Raw genomic sequence first — 14,329 nt, forward strand, 5'->3', positions numbered from 1 at the left:
ACCAGTTGCAGCCTTGCAACATTCGCACCGGCGGGATGCTTTTACCGGTGGTCGTGTTCACATCACCACAATCGGTGCGCCCTGCGGCACGCGATCGTAAAGATCGATCACATCCTGATTGAGCATTCTGACGCAACCGGACGAGGTCGCCTTGCCGACCGATTGCCAGTCCGGCGTTCCATGCACACGGTAGAGCGTGTCCTTGCCGTCCTTGAAAATGTAAAGAGCCCGCGCACCGAGCGGGTTGTTCAGACCAGGAACCATGCCGCCGCGCGCCGCCGAGATCGACGCGAGCTCCGGTTGTCGCTGCACCATTTCATCGGGTGGCGTCCAGCGCGGCCACTTGGCCTTCCACTGGATGGCACCTCGCCCTGACCAGGCATAGCCCGATCGCCCAAGCCCGACACCGTAGCGAACCGCCTTGCCGCCCGGCTGCACCAGATACAGGAAATGCTGTCTCGTATCGACGACGATGGTGCCCGGCGCTTCCGCCGTCTGGTAGCTGACCTCCTGACGCAGAAACCGCGGATCGATGCGACTATAGGGAATGGCGGGCAGCGTATGGCCGTCATCCGACAGCACGTCATACATGGCGCGATGAAGAGGATTGGAGACCGGCAGGCCGTATCCCATCGTCCTGTCGCGATAGGCAGGAGATAGCGCCGGCCCAGGGCGTGCCGTCGTTGGCGGGCCGTAAAGCTGCTGGAATTGGGATCGGAAAAGATCCGGCGGCCGGCTGTTGATCGAGCCTGGCGTCTGCGGCAGCGGCTCGCGTGGGATGGAGCCGACATTGTTGTAGTTGAAGACGGGTGCCGTCTCCTTCACGAAGACATCGGCGTTCATGCGGCTGGTGTCGGTGATGAACAGGCAGCCGCTCACAAGCGGGGCTGTCATCAACACGCAGGCAAATCGACGGAGGGTCTTCAGGGCAAATACTATCATCGAACCGCTTCAAAGTAGATCACTGGCGGCACAATGACTCGCGCGGCTGGCGCCAGGCTGGATAGATGGGTGATGACGGCGTCGCGCTAACCGCGCAGGACTTCAGACGAAGTTGTTGAAGAAGCGGATGCTCTCGTCCACCGCATGCGGCACGACGCCATTATGCGTGCCGGGCAGCAGCCTGTGGCTGATTTTGGCACCCACGGCCGTTGCGCGTTCAACGAGAAGCTTGTGATCAGCGTCGAACGGTCGCTCCTCTGTGCCGCGCAGCAACAGGGTCGGGCATTTGAGGCTATGACCGAAACAGACCGAGGAGCGCATGATGAACTCCTGCTGATTGCTCTCGTCGAAACACAGTTCATCCGTATAGCGGTTGAAGTAGCGCCAGGAGTTGACACCCGCCGAGACCGGTACGGCTGCGCGGAATTTCCGCGTCATCGCTGCGAGCAAGGAGAGCGTGCCGCCATTGGAGTGACCGGCCAGGAAGAAGCGATCCTTGTCGATGCCAGGCAGGTTTTCGAGAAACTCGGCGGCCGATAGCGCGTCTGAGGTCTCGTCATAGAAGCCGGAGTAATACCCCTTCTGGCCGTTTTCGCCGCGGAAGGATGGCAGCATCACCACAAAGCCTGCCTCCCAATAGGGCTTCATCAATGCCCAGTGACCATCGCCAGTCGCGTTGCCCCCATGAAGGAAAAGAACGGCGGGCTTGAGCTTCTTCTCCGGAACATATTCCGACAACCAGGCAACAAGCTCTATGGAGCCGTTCGGGCCACCGGGATAGGTCACGCGCCGTGCACCAGGTGGTGTGCCGAGCGGCTCGGATTTTTCAGGCGCAGACATTTTGCGCAGCAGGTGCGTTTGAAATCTTTCGCGCGCCCTGGCGTAGTCCTCATTCTCCAGCGGCAGGACTGGCGGCAGATCCACTTCAGAATGCGCGCCTTTCGGCATCAGAGCCGCTGCACCCAACCCGAATGTACCCGCCAGCAAGGCGCGGCGTGTGGGGGAAAAAGGAAAAATCTTATCCATGCGCTTGTCTGTCATGTGGGAATCCGATCAGCGTTGCACAGCACAATTTCAGCACCGGAATGTCCAATTGTCTACTTAATGTTTCTCTTTAATAACATCATCTGCATTCAAGCCTCCCGTTCATCGACCATCGCCATCAGAGTGACCAACCGATCGGCTTCGGAGGGAAGTTTGTCTGCACGCAACCGTGCGATTCGTGGAAAGCGCATCGCCACGCCGGATTTATGGCGAGCCGAGCGATTGATGCCCTCAAACGCAACTTCCAGAACGAAACCGAAGGATGGCGTGGCGCGCACGGCGCGCACCGGACCAAAGCGTTCTACCGTGTTGTCGCGGACGAACTTGTCGAGAACCTCAAGCTCCGCATCGGTGAAGCCGAAATAGGCCTTGCCGACCGGCACGAGCTGTTCGCCGTCTTCACCATCTGCCCAGACGCCGAAAGTGAAATCCGAATAGTAGCTTGAGCGCTTTCCGTGGCCGCGCTGCGCGTACATCATCACCGCATCGATATTGAAGGGGTCGCGCTTCCATTTGAACCACGGACCCTTGGCGCGTCCCGCCTGATAGACGCTGTCCTTGCGCTTGATCATCACGCCTTCGATCACGGGGTCAGGTGGCGCTTTGCGCAGATCGTCAAGTTCCTGCCAGCTGGTGAAGGGTACCAATGGTGAGAGATCGAAGCGGTCGTGAGGGGCGGTTTCGATGAGATCGGTCAGGTGCTGGCGTCGCTCGAGATAGGTCTCGCCGCGGATGTCCTCCTCGCCTTTGAAGAGCAGGTCATAGGCGCGGATGAAGGCGGGATACTCCTCCATCATCCGACCGGTGACCGTCTTGCGGTTCAGCCGCTGCTGAAGGTCTGAGAAGGTTCGCGTGGCGCTGTTGGAGCGCGCCGTTCCACCGATCAGAAGTTCGCCGTCGATCACGCCGTCGAAATTCGCAGCTTCGAGAATATCCGGGAAGGCGCCTGAAATGTCGTCCCCGGATCGCGAGTAGAGTTTGCGCGTGTCGCCAGCGCGGGAGAGTTGGACGCGGATACCGTCCCATTTCCACTCCGCCGCGAAATCCTGAGGATCGAGATTGGCAAGATCATTGTCGCCGACCGGTGTGGACAGCATGACGGAATGAAAGATGGCAGGCGTTGCCAGAAGTGGCCTGTCGGTCTTTCCCTCAAGCCAGGCGAAGAGCGGTTCGTAAGGCGGCTCCAGACCATGCCAGAGCGTTTCGATCTCGGTAATGTCCTTGCCGGCGAAGTCCGCAAGCGCCTGCCGGGCAAGACGCGCAGACACCCCGATGCGCAAACCGCCAGTGACGAGCTTCAAAAAGGCGAAGCGCGAGGATGTATCCAGCCGATCCAGAAGCTCTCGCACTGCGCCGCGCACTTCCGTCTTGCCGAGCGCGTTGATCTTGCGCACGACTTCGCCGAGGCTCGGATCGTTTGCCTGGGGCAGATCGGCGTTCTGACTGGTATCCCAGACGAGCGAGATCGTTTCGGCCAGATCGCCGACATAGTCGTAGGAGTAGCGGAACAGCACCTCGTCCATGCGCTCCAGAACCAGTTCGCGAAGCAAGGCCGGTTTGACGCTTTTCAGGTCGAGGGTGCCTGCAATCGCTGCGAGCCCGTATCCGCGATCAGGATCGGGCGTATCACGGAAGTAATCCGTCAAAAGCGTCAGTTTGCCGTTTCTGGATGGTGTGAGGACAAGACGGTCGAGAAGGGTCGCAAAAGCTTTCACGCTCAATCCCCCTCATCTTCATAGCCGACGAGATGCAGCGGACGGGCCGGAATGCCCTGAAGTTCGCACCAGCGCACAAGTGCTTCCTCACGGCCATGCGTGACCCACACTTCCGATGGCGCGACTTCCTTGATAGTTTCCAAGAGTTCGGGCCAGTCGCAGTGATCGGAAATGACCAGCGGCAATTCGACACCGCCCTGTTTGGCGCGCTGGCGCACCATCATCCAACCCGAGGCAAAGGCAATGAGCGGTTCGTTGAAACGACGCGCCCAACGTTCCTGGAACGCCGAGGGCGGTCCGACGACGATCGCACCCTTGAACTGCGCCGGGTTGCTCTTCTCCAATGTGGCAGGGCGGATGTCGCCTAGATCGATGCCTTGGGAGACGTAGTAGTCGCAGAGCTTTGCCAGCGCGCCGTGAATATAAACCGGCCCGGAATAGCCGTTGTCGCGTAGCAGTCGCAGCACGCGCTGCGCCTTGCCGAGCGAATAGGCGCCGACGAGATGCGTACGCTCCGGGAACTGGCGAATAGACGTCAGAAGCTTGGCAATCTCACGGGCTGGCGCCGGGTGATGAAACACCGGGAGCGCGAAGGTGGCCTCTGTGATGAAGACGTCGCAGGGAACCGGCTCGAAGGGTGCACAGGTGGGATCAACGCCGCGCTTGTAGTCCCCCGACGCGACGATGCGCAGACCGTCATATTCGATGGAGATCTGGGCGGAGCCGAGTACGTGTCCGGCCGGATGGAACCCGACGGTCACGCCATTGACTTGCGCGGTCTCTCCGAAGTCGATGGCCTGTTCGCTGACGGTAAAATCCTCGCCATACCGCAAGCGCATGATGTCGAGCGTCTGGCGCGTCGCCAGCACCTTCTCGTGCCCCGCCCGCGCGTGATCCGAGTGACCATGGGTGATCAACGCCTTCGGCACCGGCTTCACCGGGTCGATGTAAAAGTCACCCACCGGGCAATAAAGCCCCTTCGGTGTCGGGCTGAGCAGTTTTTCTGGTTTCATGGCGTCGGGATCGACCGAAATTTACGATGCTTCAAAACTTCTTGCGCAAGACAAAACGAACCGTGCGGAATAAGGTTCATTCTGTGCGAAACGGTTTGGCGGGGGAAGCGGTTTTGCCGACAAAAGGGGTATCGGCGCAATGAAGGGATTCTGGTCACGCATCATCTTTCGCGCCACGCTCGCAGCTGTCGGATCTCTGGCGGCGTCCCTAGTGATCGTTTCAGTCCTCGTTCCGCAGATGGGTGGCACCGTGGAAGGTGTCGGTCTCTTGATGGCAGTCATCTGCCCGATCGCCATTGCCGGACCAGCCAGCGGCGTTCAGTTCTATCAGCTGGAGCGTTTGAAACAGGCCCGCGCCGCCCTCACCCGCTCTCATCTGGAACTCGATAGTCTGCATCGCGATCTGGTTGCCGCCCATGCTGCCGCCATAGAGGCGTCCCTGCGCGATCCCATGACCGGGGCCTATAATCGTATCGGCTTCATGCAGCGCATGAGCGAATGTGCTAGCACCGAAGGCACCGTGCTCTTCATTGACGCGGACCACTTCAAGTCCATCAACGACCGTTTCGGCCATCGGACCGGGGATCAAGCCTTGCAGACGATTGCCAAGGCGCTGCGAAAAGGTCTGAGACCAGAAGACTTTCTGGGTCGGATCGGCGGCGAGGAATTCGTCATCTTCCTCGATGGCGTCACTTCGCCGGCGGAGATTGACCGCATGGCCACCGTGTTCCTGAAATCGGTGTCCTCGACACCACTTCTGACGGAGTCCGGCGCGATCGTAGAGCTCAGCATCAGCATTGGGACAGCGAGTTTTTCCGCGCTTTGCGATGCGGAGGTCCTCCTCAAGGAGGCCGACTTGCGCATGTATGAGGCCAAACGAGACGGTCGCAACCGGGCCGTCATAGGTCGGGACATATCGATACCGATGCCGCCAGATTTCAGTCTTGCGGCACCTTCTGTTCCATGCTGATCGGCAGCCGGACATTCTTCAGCATTACCGCAGCGACCAGACCGATCACCGCCGTTGCAGCCGCGACGAGGAAAAGCGGGGTGAAAGCGGCGGCATAAAGATCGGCCACGGCGTGCTGCGAGGCGGCAGGCAATTGCGCCAGCATTTTGGGTGTCAGTTCCTGAATGTTGCCAACCCCTTGAATATCGGCGCTGGTCCCCTTGAGACTTGAGGATATGACCGCACCGTAGATGGAGATGGCAAGTGCCGCACCGCCCATGCGCGTCAGGGTAACGGCCCCGCTTGCCGCACCGATATCGGCTTTGGCCGCGGAATTCTGCACGCCGATGATCGGCGCCTGCTGGCCGAGGCCGACACCAAGTCCCTGCAGCAACAACAGTGCAGCGATGATCGCCAGGGGTGTACCAACGTGGACCTGCGAGAGCGACAGCATCGCAACCACGGCAATCGACAGGCTGATGATCGAAAACGGCTTGTAGCTTCCCGTCTTCGAAATCAGCCGGCCTGCCGTCAGCGATCCCATGACGATGCCACCAGTGACGGCGATGAAGAAGAGTCCGGCTTCAGAAGGCGAAAGCCCGGTCGTCGTCTGCAGGAAGAGGGCGTAGTAATTGACCATGCCGATGCCGAGACCACCGCTGACGATCGAAATGATCATTAGCAATGGAAAGGTCGAATCCTTGAACAAGCGCAGCGGCACGATCGGCTCAGGCGCGCGCTTCTCCACCTGTACCCAAAGAGTGGCGCAGACAATGGCGAAGGCAATGATCGCAAGGCTCTGCCAGGCAATCAGCGAGCCGAAGAGTTCAGCACTGTCAGCCCAAAGCACTACGCTCGAAATTGCGGCGGCGAGAAGAACCGCACCGATGTAATCGATTTTCGGCTGACGGTCGGGTCGACGATACGGCAGGAGAAAGGCAAGACCCAGCAGCACGACAATGCCGATGGGCAGGTTGATGAGAAAGATGGAGCGCCAGCCGAAGAGATCGCTCATCGTGCCGCCCAGGATCGGTCCGACACTGCCGGATGCCATGATCACGAGGCTCGAATAGCTCTGGTAGCGGGCGCGTTCACGCGGGGCAAACAGATCGGCATTGACGGAGAAGATCGACACCATGATACCGCCGCCGCCAAGGCCCTGAAGAACACGGGCAGCGATCAGCGAATCCATCGACCAGGCCAGGCCGCAGGCAAGCGAACCGATGGTAAAGAGGACGACGGCAAAGATCATCACATATTTGCGGCCAAAGAGGTCGCCGAGCTTGCCATAAACCGGCATGACGGCGCTGGTGGCCAGGAGATAAGCGGAACCGACCCAACCGAAGCGTTCAAGCGCGCCGAACTCGCCCACGATGGTCGGCAAGGCGGTGGAGACGATCTGGTTATCCAGCGTCGCCATGAACATAGCCAGCATCAGGAATAGAAAGACAACAAGTCTGCGACGGGGCTCCGTCACGAGTGGAGCCGCAGAGTTCACCGACATATCCATGGAAAGGCCTCGCGTTAGGCGTCAATTTATGTGCTTATGGCATATATATGTCAATGGCATCTTTCGAAGGATTATTGTATGTTGTATTCGGTTAGGAGCGAGGGCATCACATGAACAATCAGATCCTCAAGCGCGCCGATAGGAGCGTGTCCGTTCAAGACGACGTGCTGGCTATCAGCCACACGATGACACGCATGCGCATCATGATCGGCCGGCGTGTCATCGGTCGTACGGCGATTGCGAAGTTAGCACCAGGGCTCGATCTTTCGCATCTTGATGTTCTGGATGTGGTGCATCGGACACAAGGTGACGCGACAGTCGGGTCGATTGCCGAAGGCATGCGGCTTGATCCATCACGTGGAAGCCGTCTGGTCGCAGATATGGTTGGCAGGGGATTGCTGCAACGGGATGTGTCGCAGGAAGACGGCAGGCGCAGCGTGATTGTTGTCACGGCACTGGGCCGCAGTATTCTCGAAGATATGCGCGACGCCAAGATCGCAACCATCCAAGATGTGGTCAGTGACTGGCCGCAGGAGGATGTGGCCGCTTTCGCCGCACTTTTCGACCGCTTCATCGGACGCTTCGAGACGCGCCTTGCTCCGGATGCGCGCCCCTAGAGCGCTGGCCGTCCAAGGCCTGATACGTCTTTCGCGTTATGCGGCGTTTCCAACCTCTGGCCCGGCTTTCGCAGCGTCTCGACCAGCCCTCTTCGCCTCGTACATGGCGGTATCAGCGCGGGCCAAAAGGTTCTCCGGCGTCGTTCCATCGGTCGGATAGAACGCCGTTCCCATCGAGCAGGTCACCGTAATCGCGCCTGTTGAAATTGCGATCGGCTCCTGCACCGCTTGGCGAATGGCTTCAAGCCGCGTCATCACCCCGGCTTCATCTCGTTTGGGATTGCTGAAGATGATGGCGAACTCGTCACCACCAAGGCGCACCGCAATATCCGAAGCACGAACGTTTTTGGTGATACGTTCGGCGATGGCACGAAGAACATCGTCCCCTGCTGCGTGTCCGTGAAGATCGTTGATCTGCTTGAACTTATCGACATCGAGATAGGTGATTGCCACCAGACGACCCTCCCGCTTCGCCTCGTGAAGAGCTCGGCGGAACTGGCCCCAGAAGAGATTGCGGTTCGACAGACCGGTCAGCGGATCGTGGTGGGCCATGTAATGCACACATTCTTCGGCGCGGCGGCGGTCGATCGCGATCCCGGCAATATTGGTTGCCATGTCGATGATTTCTTTTTCCGTCTCAGTCGGCATGCGAACCGCTTTGGAGTAGAGCGCGAATGTTCCGAGCAGAACGTTGTTGTTGCCTATGACAGGCGTGGACCAGCAGGAGCGAAGGCCATGGGGTTTGACCGCTTCGACATAATTGGCCCAGAGCGGATTTTCCAGCGTGTCGCTGACATAGACAGGCTCTCTGCGGAAGGCGGCCGTGCCACAGGAGCCGTTGGTCGGCCCGACGGGAACACCATCCACTTTCGACACGTATTCTTTCGGTAGCGACGGTGCCGCGCCATTGTGCAGCAGGGCGGTCTTCTCGTCCAGCAACAGGACGGAACCGCAGACATGGTCCAGCAGGCTTTCGACCTCGCGCACCACGGCGGCGAGGATATCCTTGAGAGGCTTTCCCTTGACGATCATTTCCAGGAGAGCAGCATGGCTTTTGCGCATGGTTTCTTGACGCTTGGTCAGGGTGATCTCGCGTGAAACGCCGGCAAGCCCTACCGGCGTACCCTCTTCATTGCGTAGAATGATGCGTGTGCCGGAGTACCAGCGTGTTGTTCCGTCGTCTGCGGCGATCGGCTCTTCGGCATCGTAGACATTGGTATTGTTGGAAAGGATGCGGCGATCCAGGCGATCGATACAATCAGCGACTTGCTTCGGCGCGAGGTCGAAGATCGTCAATGTGCGCCCGTCCAGGTAATCCCGCTCGTGGCCCAGCGAGGCAAGGGCGGCAGCGTTCATATACTCGTACCGGCCTTCGCAATCCTTGATGAAAACCATTTCGGGTACGTTATCGAGCAAGAAAGTCAGACCGTGCCGGTGGATGTAAGACATCGGGATTTGGAGAGATGGCGCCGATGATGTTGACGGTATTGGACCGTTTTCTTCACGCATCTTATGAAACTCCATTAAAATTCTTCAGTCTGGTGCATTTGCTTATGATCGATGGTCAGCACAAACGGGCTGGAGAGCAATGGGATTTAGCCTATAGAAGATATACTTATACTGAATTAACAAAATTCAGTCTCTACCGTCTGCCGTCAACGCGGCGCTCTCCTAGTAATACTGTCAATATTGCATACTTTTTATTAGAATGCCTACATATATCAGAATCTCGCCAGCTGAACTACACCTCCTGTCGAAACGTGACATAAACGTTGGATTCGGCCAGAAATGACTCTAACGTCCTATAAACATCAGAGGGTTTTGCAGTGCTGACAATTTATGGCGTCTATCGCTCCCGGGCCACGCGGACATTATGGCTTGCAGGAGAACTTGATATTGCGTTCGACCATGTGCCCGTCATCCAGGCGCGGCGGCTCGCCGATCCGATGGCAGCCGATGCGCCGCTCAACACGCTGACGCCCTCCTATCTGGCCATCAACCCGATGGGAACGATCCCCTGCATCGACGATGACGGCATGGTGCTTTACGAGTCTATGGCGATCAATCTTTATCTGGCGCGGAAATACGGCACGTCCGTCGCGCCAAACGACGCGGCGGAAGATGCGCATATGCTGCAATGGTCCTTCTTCGCCGCGACGGAAATCGAGACGACTGCGCTGAAGATTTCCTCGACCTTTGCCGAGGGCCTGGCCGACAGCGAAACCGGCAAAGCCGTCATCGAGGTAGCAGCGCGCATGTTGCGCCGGCCCTTCCGCGTGCTGGAACAGCACTTGGCGGACAAAGACTATCTGGTCGGCGACCGCTTCACCGTTGCCGATCTGAACGCTGCGGAAGTGGTTCGCTACGCGCAGGCGCACGCGCCGCTTTTTGATGCGCATCCTGCCGTGAAGGCATGGCTGGAGCGTTGCCAGTCCCGCCCGGCCTTCAAGGCAATGTGGGATGCGAGAGCTGCCGAACCGGCTTAAGCGCTCAAGCATCGATCCGGAAATCGGAATCGATTTCCGGAAAGTACGATCCGTTGAATCAAAGCGTTAGAGCCGACGTTACACGGATGTCACCGACATAGATGCCGTTCCAGTTCCTCATGGAGCGGTTCGCGATCGCGTCGAGAGCATGCGCTTCCACGCTCTCCTTTTCGACGTACCGCGCCAATAGAGCGGCAATCATCGCCTCGGCGGCACGGGTCGTGCCGTCCTCGCATTTGACCGCGATGGCCAATCCCTTCTCCGGCAGGATGCCGACGAAAACCCCTTCCGCACCCGTCTTGGCGAAAATCTTACCCGGGGCGATTTCCATGAGCTTTGCGCAGGTGCGGCCCGTTCCCGCGACGTAAAAGGGCTCTGCCATGCAAGCCTCGATCAGGCGGCGCGAGGCCAGAGCGCGGATCGGCTCCAGCCCTTGCCCGGTCGCCATCTTGGCAAAACCGTGCGCCAGCGATTTTAGCGGTACGGCATAGGCCGGGATGGAGCATCCATCGATGCCGCAACTGTCCTCGGCGATGGCAGCGCCCGTGAGGCTTTCCATCGTCGCGCGGATTTCGCGCTGCAACGGGTGCTCGGCATTGACGTAACCTTTCGTCTCGATGCGATTATGGCTGCAGGCGCAGATGAAGCCGGAATGTTTGCCGGAACAGTTGTTGTGCAGCGCCGTCGGCTTCTCCATGCTGCGCGCCTGGCCTATCAGCGCCTTCTGGTCGAGCGACCAGTGCGCACCACATTCCAGCGCGCTGAGATCATGGCCCGCCCGTGCGAGCATCGATGCCGCCAACTCCACGTGCGCCTCTTCTCCCGAATGGGATGCGCAGGAGAGTGCAAGCTCTCGGTTGCCGAAACCGTAAGCATCGGCAGCACCGCTTTCCACCATGAACAAGGCCTGCATGGCCTTACATGCGGAACGCGGGAAGACCGCGCTCTCGGCATCGCCTGCCGAAAAGACAACCTTGCCATCGCCATCCACCACGACGGCCATGCCTCGATGGCGGCTTTCGACGAGGTTGCCGCGGGTGACCTCAACGGTAACGGGGTTGTGCATGATGCCGGCCTCAAAAAATTCGAAATGCGATCCCTATCTAACCCTATTGTTCGCATCATGCACGGGGCACTCCATTGAAATTTGCCAAGCGGTTTCTGGCCGTCGTTTTTCTCGTTTATCTCCTGCCTGCCCTCGCCTCTGCGGGTCTGTGGGTGATGAAAGACCATCCCACCGGCTACCGCAATGCGCGCTGGTCTTCAGCTGGCATTCTGCCGGAAGCGGCAGCGGACAAGCCTGCGGCGATCTATGTCTACTCGGCCATGACCGGCGGCTTCAAAGGCTCGATTGCCAGCCACGCCTGGATCGTGATGAAGCCGGAAGGTGCTGCGAGCTATGAGCGCTACGACAAGGTCGGCTGGGGCTCGCCCATCCGCCGCAACGCCTACGCGCCGGATGCCTACTGGTATTCGAACATGCCCCGCAAGGTTCTGGAAATGCACGGTGAAGAAGCCGAGGGGCTGATCCCGAAAATCCACCAGGCGATCGCCGACTATCCTTACGCCAAGGCAGGCGGCTACCGGATTTACCCTGGCCCCAATTCCAATACCTTTATTGCGCATGTTCTGCGCAGCGTGCCGGAACTCGGCGTGGTGCTGCCACCCGACGCCGTCGGCCGCGACTACCTGCCGAACGGCGAGTTCGTCCATATTGCCGAGGATTGGAAGGATGTCAGCATTTCACTGGGTGGACTGTTTGGACTGTCCGCCGGTTTACGCAGCGGCTTTGAAATCAATTTCCTCGGCCTCGTCGCTGGCATCGACATCCAGAACCCCGGTATCAAAATCCCGGGGCTCGGTTACTTCGGCGTCAACTCGTTCGAACCGGCGCCGGAGCACGCACCCGGCTCTGCCTGAGTATCGCTTTCGTGGTGCTCGGCTTCGCTCGCGCGCCTCGCCCTGATTCCCTGCGCGATGAAGACGCGCGACAGGCCGTGGTAGAGGGGCTCAGGAGAGATCATTCGTGAGGTCAGGTAGCCCAGCATCGACGCGGCCATGATCGCGATGACGCCATCATGATTGCCCGTCATTTCCAGAATAATCACGAAAGCCGTCATCGGGGCCTGAACGACACCGGCAAAATAACCTGCCATGCCAAGGATGGCGCCGAGCGCGATGCTGCTGCCAAGAAGAGAAGAAACGGTGCTGCCGAAGCCCGCACCTACGGAAAGCGATGGGGCGAATATGCCGCCGGGAATGCCCGACAGCATGGCAAGGAATGTCGTCATCAGCTTCTCGGCAAAGAACAACATCGGCGCGGGCTCACCTTCGACGGCCGCCCTCGCCTGCTCATAGCCGGTGCCAAAGGTCGCACCACCGCTGAGGACGCCGATGATGGCTGAGGCCAAGCCGCAGACGGCTGCAACAATCAGCATGCGCTTCAACGGAACCGTGTGCGCCCAACGGCGAATACGCTGCGAGGCGCGGAGCGCGCCCAGGCTGAAGATGGCGCCCAGAAAGCCGCCGCCGATACCGCAGATTAGAACGAGGCTCCAATCCTTCCCCGTTTGCATCATGACGGTGCTAGTGCCGAAATAGGTGTAGCTGCCGACTAGTCCGAGCGAAGCCAAACCCGAGAGGATGACGGCGGTCAGCACCAGGCCGTTGGCGCGGGACTGATAGGACCGGCTCATCTCTTCAATCGCAAAGACGACGCCGGCAAGTGGTGTGTTGAAGGCCGCAGCGATCCCTGCTGCCGATCCGGCGAGGATCAGACCCCTCGCCTGCGCCATGCCGCCAACCCGTGCGGCCAGAAGCATGATCGAGGCGCCGACCTGTACCGTTGGCCCCTCGCGCCCTATGGATGCGCCGGACATGAGACCAACAACCGTCAGCACGATCTTACCGACGGCAAGTTTGATCGACAACAGGCGAGACCGGTCTTCGTCATGATGGAAATGGCGCGCGGCGATGGCCTGCGGAATGCCACTTCCGCCGGAATTTGGAAACACCACCATCGCCAGCCAGGCGCAAAGAACGAAGCCAAGCGGCGTGATAATCAGCGGCAGAAGAAATGCCCACTCGCCTGACGATGGGGTCGCGGCAAAAACGTGCTGCGCCCAATCTGCCGCCTTGGCAAAGGCGACGCTGATCAGCCCTACCGCAATCGCCCCGAGCCAGAAAACGGCTCTTGGCTTCCAGATCCGCCACGATCCCCACATGACGCGGGAACGGCGGACCATTTTCATGTTCTTGTAAGTTGCGGGCATGGTACGTTTCTGCATTTCAAAGGGCAAGATTTCTTATCGGACCCAGGCGCGTCGATTGCAACCATGTCTTTGACAAATGCCATGGAAAGGCGCAGATTTACGTATCGCAATTGCAATGCAGGAGCCATTTCAATGAAAAGCGCGACGCTGCCACCCCTTCGGGTCGAGCCAGAATTTCGAGAAAAAGCACAAAGCGTCCTCAGAAAGGGCGAGACCCTGTCCAGCTTCATCGAAGAGGCGGTGCGCAAGCAGGTGGAAATTCGCAAATCGCAGGCGGAATTCATCGCTAGAGGTTTGGCGGCGCTCGATGAATCCGAACGAACCGGGACGTTTTATCCTGCAGAAGAGGTTCACGCAGAACTACGCGCTATGCTCGCCGCGAAAAAAGCAGAGCGACAAAAGTGACGTTCAAAGTCTTCTACACGATCGAAGCGCGAGCGGATATCAAGAGACTATATGCATTTCTCTTGGAGCAAGATTACGAGACCGCGGAAAGAGCAATCGACCGCATCGTTATGGCGGTCGAAAGTTTGCGAGACTTCCCTTTCGCTACGAGAAAGGTATCTGGAGATGACGCATTGCTTCGCGAGTTGCTCATTCCATTCGGTTCTTCCGGTTACGTCGCTCTCATTAAGATCGAGGATGCGGAAACCGTGTCGATCCTGGCAATACGCCACCAGCGCGAAGACGACTATCATTGACCCCTACGCGTCGTGGTTTCAAAGAGACAGAGCATCCTTAGTAGATGCAAAAGGACGCACGGCGCTCAAAAGCGTGTCGC

General features: G+C 58.9%; 14 protein-coding genes. 6 read left to right on the forward strand and 8 right to left on the reverse strand.

Going from position 1 to position 14,329, the window contains the following annotated elements:
• Positions 1–57 precede the first annotated feature (57 nt).
• The 4 genes from ACTJK5_RS08345 to ACTJK5_RS08360 all read right to left on the reverse strand — a co-directional run bounded on the left by ACTJK5_RS08345 (position 58) and on the right by ACTJK5_RS08360 (position 4,714).
• Positions 58–942, reverse strand: coding sequence for a L,D-transpeptidase (locus ACTJK5_RS08345; RefSeq protein ID WP_062425825.1), 885 nt, complete (start codon positions 940–942; stop codon positions 58–60).
• Between the two features lie 102 nt (positions 943–1,044).
• On the reverse strand, positions 1,045–1,983 hold the full coding sequence (locus ACTJK5_RS08350) for an alpha/beta hydrolase family protein (protein ID WP_062425826.1): 939 nt from the start codon (positions 1,981–1,983) through the stop codon (positions 1,045–1,047).
• A 92-nt stretch (positions 1,984–2,075) separates the two neighbouring features.
• A complete protein-coding gene (locus tag ACTJK5_RS08355) occupies positions 2,076–3,701 on the reverse strand; it encodes a cisplatin damage response ATP-dependent DNA ligase (protein ID WP_440612158.1) in 1,626 nt (541 codons plus the stop codon).
• A 2-nt stretch (positions 3,702–3,703) separates the two neighbouring features.
• Positions 3,704–4,714, reverse strand: coding sequence for a ligase-associated DNA damage response exonuclease (locus tag ACTJK5_RS08360; RefSeq protein ID WP_062599502.1), 1,011 nt, complete (start codon positions 4,712–4,714; stop codon positions 3,704–3,706).
• Between the two features lie 139 nt (positions 4,715–4,853).
• Here ACTJK5_RS08360 and ACTJK5_RS08365 point away from each other — a divergent pair, with 139 nt between their 5' ends.
• Positions 4,854–5,684, forward strand: coding sequence for a GGDEF domain-containing protein (locus tag ACTJK5_RS08365; RefSeq protein WP_113179312.1), 831 nt, complete (start codon positions 4,854–4,856; stop codon positions 5,682–5,684).
• On the opposite strand, the gene ACTJK5_RS08370 is transcribed toward ACTJK5_RS08365, so the two are convergent.
• Positions 5,653–7,173: an MDR family MFS transporter gene (locus ACTJK5_RS08370; RefSeq protein WP_113179311.1), complete on the reverse strand. Its 1,521-nt coding sequence runs from the start codon at positions 7,171–7,173 to the stop codon at positions 5,653–5,655. The two genes, ACTJK5_RS08365 and ACTJK5_RS08370, sit on opposite strands and share 32 nt — an antisense overlap.
• Before the next feature lie 110 nt (positions 7,174–7,283).
• Here ACTJK5_RS08370 and ACTJK5_RS08375 point away from each other — a divergent pair, with 110 nt between their 5' ends.
• Positions 7,284–7,790: a MarR family winged helix-turn-helix transcriptional regulator gene (locus tag ACTJK5_RS08375; protein ID WP_440612159.1), complete on the forward strand. Its 507-nt coding sequence runs from the start codon at positions 7,284–7,286 to the stop codon at positions 7,788–7,790.
• A gap of 36 nt (positions 7,791–7,826) precedes the next feature.
• Here the strand turns inward: ACTJK5_RS08375 and ACTJK5_RS08380 are convergent, their stop codons facing one another.
• Positions 7,827–9,314 (reverse strand): diguanylate cyclase domain-containing protein, encoded by a 1,488-nt coding sequence (locus tag ACTJK5_RS08380; RefSeq protein ID WP_113179310.1) that lies wholly within the window; start codon positions 9,312–9,314, stop codon positions 7,827–7,829.
• 302 nt (positions 9,315–9,616) lie between these two features.
• On the opposite strand from ACTJK5_RS08380, the gene ACTJK5_RS08385 reads away from it, so the two are divergent.
• Positions 9,617–10,276 carry a glutathione S-transferase family protein gene (locus tag ACTJK5_RS08385; protein WP_113179309.1) on the forward strand — a complete coding sequence of 220 codons (660 nt, stop codon included), beginning with the start codon at positions 9,617–9,619 and terminating at the stop codon, positions 10,274–10,276.
• A gap of 58 nt (positions 10,277–10,334) precedes the next feature.
• Here the strand turns inward: ACTJK5_RS08385 and ACTJK5_RS08390 are convergent, their stop codons facing one another.
• Positions 10,335–11,342, reverse strand: coding sequence for an asparaginase (locus ACTJK5_RS08390; protein ID WP_440612160.1), 1,008 nt, complete (start codon positions 11,340–11,342; stop codon positions 10,335–10,337).
• A 74-nt stretch (positions 11,343–11,416) separates the two neighbouring features.
• On the opposite strand from ACTJK5_RS08390, the gene ACTJK5_RS08395 reads away from it, so the two are divergent.
• On the forward strand, positions 11,417–12,196 hold the full coding sequence (locus tag ACTJK5_RS08395) for a DUF3750 domain-containing protein (protein ID WP_162740952.1): 780 nt from the start codon (positions 11,417–11,419) through the stop codon (positions 12,194–12,196).
• Here the strand turns inward: ACTJK5_RS08395 and ACTJK5_RS08400 are convergent.
• The gene (locus ACTJK5_RS08400; protein ID WP_440612161.1) at positions 12,139–13,548 is read right to left on the reverse strand and encodes a chloride channel protein; all 1,410 of its coding nucleotides are present in this window, start codon (positions 13,546–13,548) and stop codon (positions 12,139–12,141) included. The genes ACTJK5_RS08395 and ACTJK5_RS08400 overlap by 58 nt on opposite strands.
• Positions 13,549–13,680: 132 nt before the next feature.
• On the opposite strand from ACTJK5_RS08400, the gene ACTJK5_RS08405 reads away from it, so the two are divergent.
• Together ACTJK5_RS08405 and ACTJK5_RS08410 are read left to right on the forward strand one after the other, a co-directional pair.
• Entirely contained in the window at positions 13,681–13,953 is a 273-nt protein-coding gene (locus tag ACTJK5_RS08405) for a YlcI/YnfO family protein (RefSeq protein WP_113179307.1), read from the forward strand.
• Positions 13,950–14,249: a type II toxin-antitoxin system RelE/ParE family toxin gene (locus ACTJK5_RS08410; protein WP_062599492.1), complete on the forward strand. Its 300-nt coding sequence runs from the start codon at positions 13,950–13,952 to the stop codon at positions 14,247–14,249. The genes ACTJK5_RS08405 and ACTJK5_RS08410 overlap by 4 nt, the downstream gene beginning before the upstream one ends.
• Positions 14,250–14,329 lie beyond the last annotated feature (80 nt).

The sequence above is a fragment of the Agrobacterium sp. 22094 genome (genome assembly GCF_052046015.1).
Classification (GTDB): domain Bacteria; phylum Pseudomonadota; class Alphaproteobacteria; order Rhizobiales; family Rhizobiaceae; genus Agrobacterium; species Agrobacterium cavarae.

Coding starts and splice junctions, on each gene's coding strand:
- ACTJK5_RS08350 (WP_062425826.1), bottom strand. CDS start 1,983: ATGACAGACAAGCGCATGGATAAGATTTTTCCTTTTTCCCCCACACGC.
- ACTJK5_RS08370 (WP_113179311.1), bottom strand. CDS start 7,173: ATGGATATGTCGGTGAACTCTGCGGCTCCACTCGTGACGGAGCCCCGT.
- ACTJK5_RS08390 (WP_440612160.1), bottom strand. CDS start 11,342: ATGCACAACCCCGTTACCGTTGAGGTCACCCGCGGCAACCTCGTCGAA.
- ACTJK5_RS08365 (WP_113179312.1), top strand. CDS start 4,854: ATGAAGGGATTCTGGTCACGCATCATCTTTCGCGCCACGCTCGCAGCT.
- ACTJK5_RS08345 (WP_062425825.1), bottom strand. CDS start 942: ATGATAGTATTTGCCCTGAAGACCCTCCGTCGATTTGCCTGCGTGTTG.
- ACTJK5_RS08405 (WP_113179307.1), top strand. CDS start 13,681: ATGAAAAGCGCGACGCTGCCACCCCTTCGGGTCGAGCCAGAATTTCGA.
- ACTJK5_RS08375 (WP_440612159.1), top strand. CDS start 7,284: ATGAACAATCAGATCCTCAAGCGCGCCGATAGGAGCGTGTCCGTTCAA.
- ACTJK5_RS08360 (WP_062599502.1), bottom strand. CDS start 4,714: ATGAAACCAGAAAAACTGCTCAGCCCGACACCGAAGGGGCTTTATTGC.
- ACTJK5_RS08400 (WP_440612161.1), bottom strand. CDS start 13,548: ATGCCCGCAACTTACAAGAACATGAAAATGGTCCGCCGTTCCCGCGTC.
- ACTJK5_RS08380 (WP_113179310.1), bottom strand. CDS start 9,314: ATGGAGTTTCATAAGATGCGTGAAGAAAACGGTCCAATACCGTCAACA.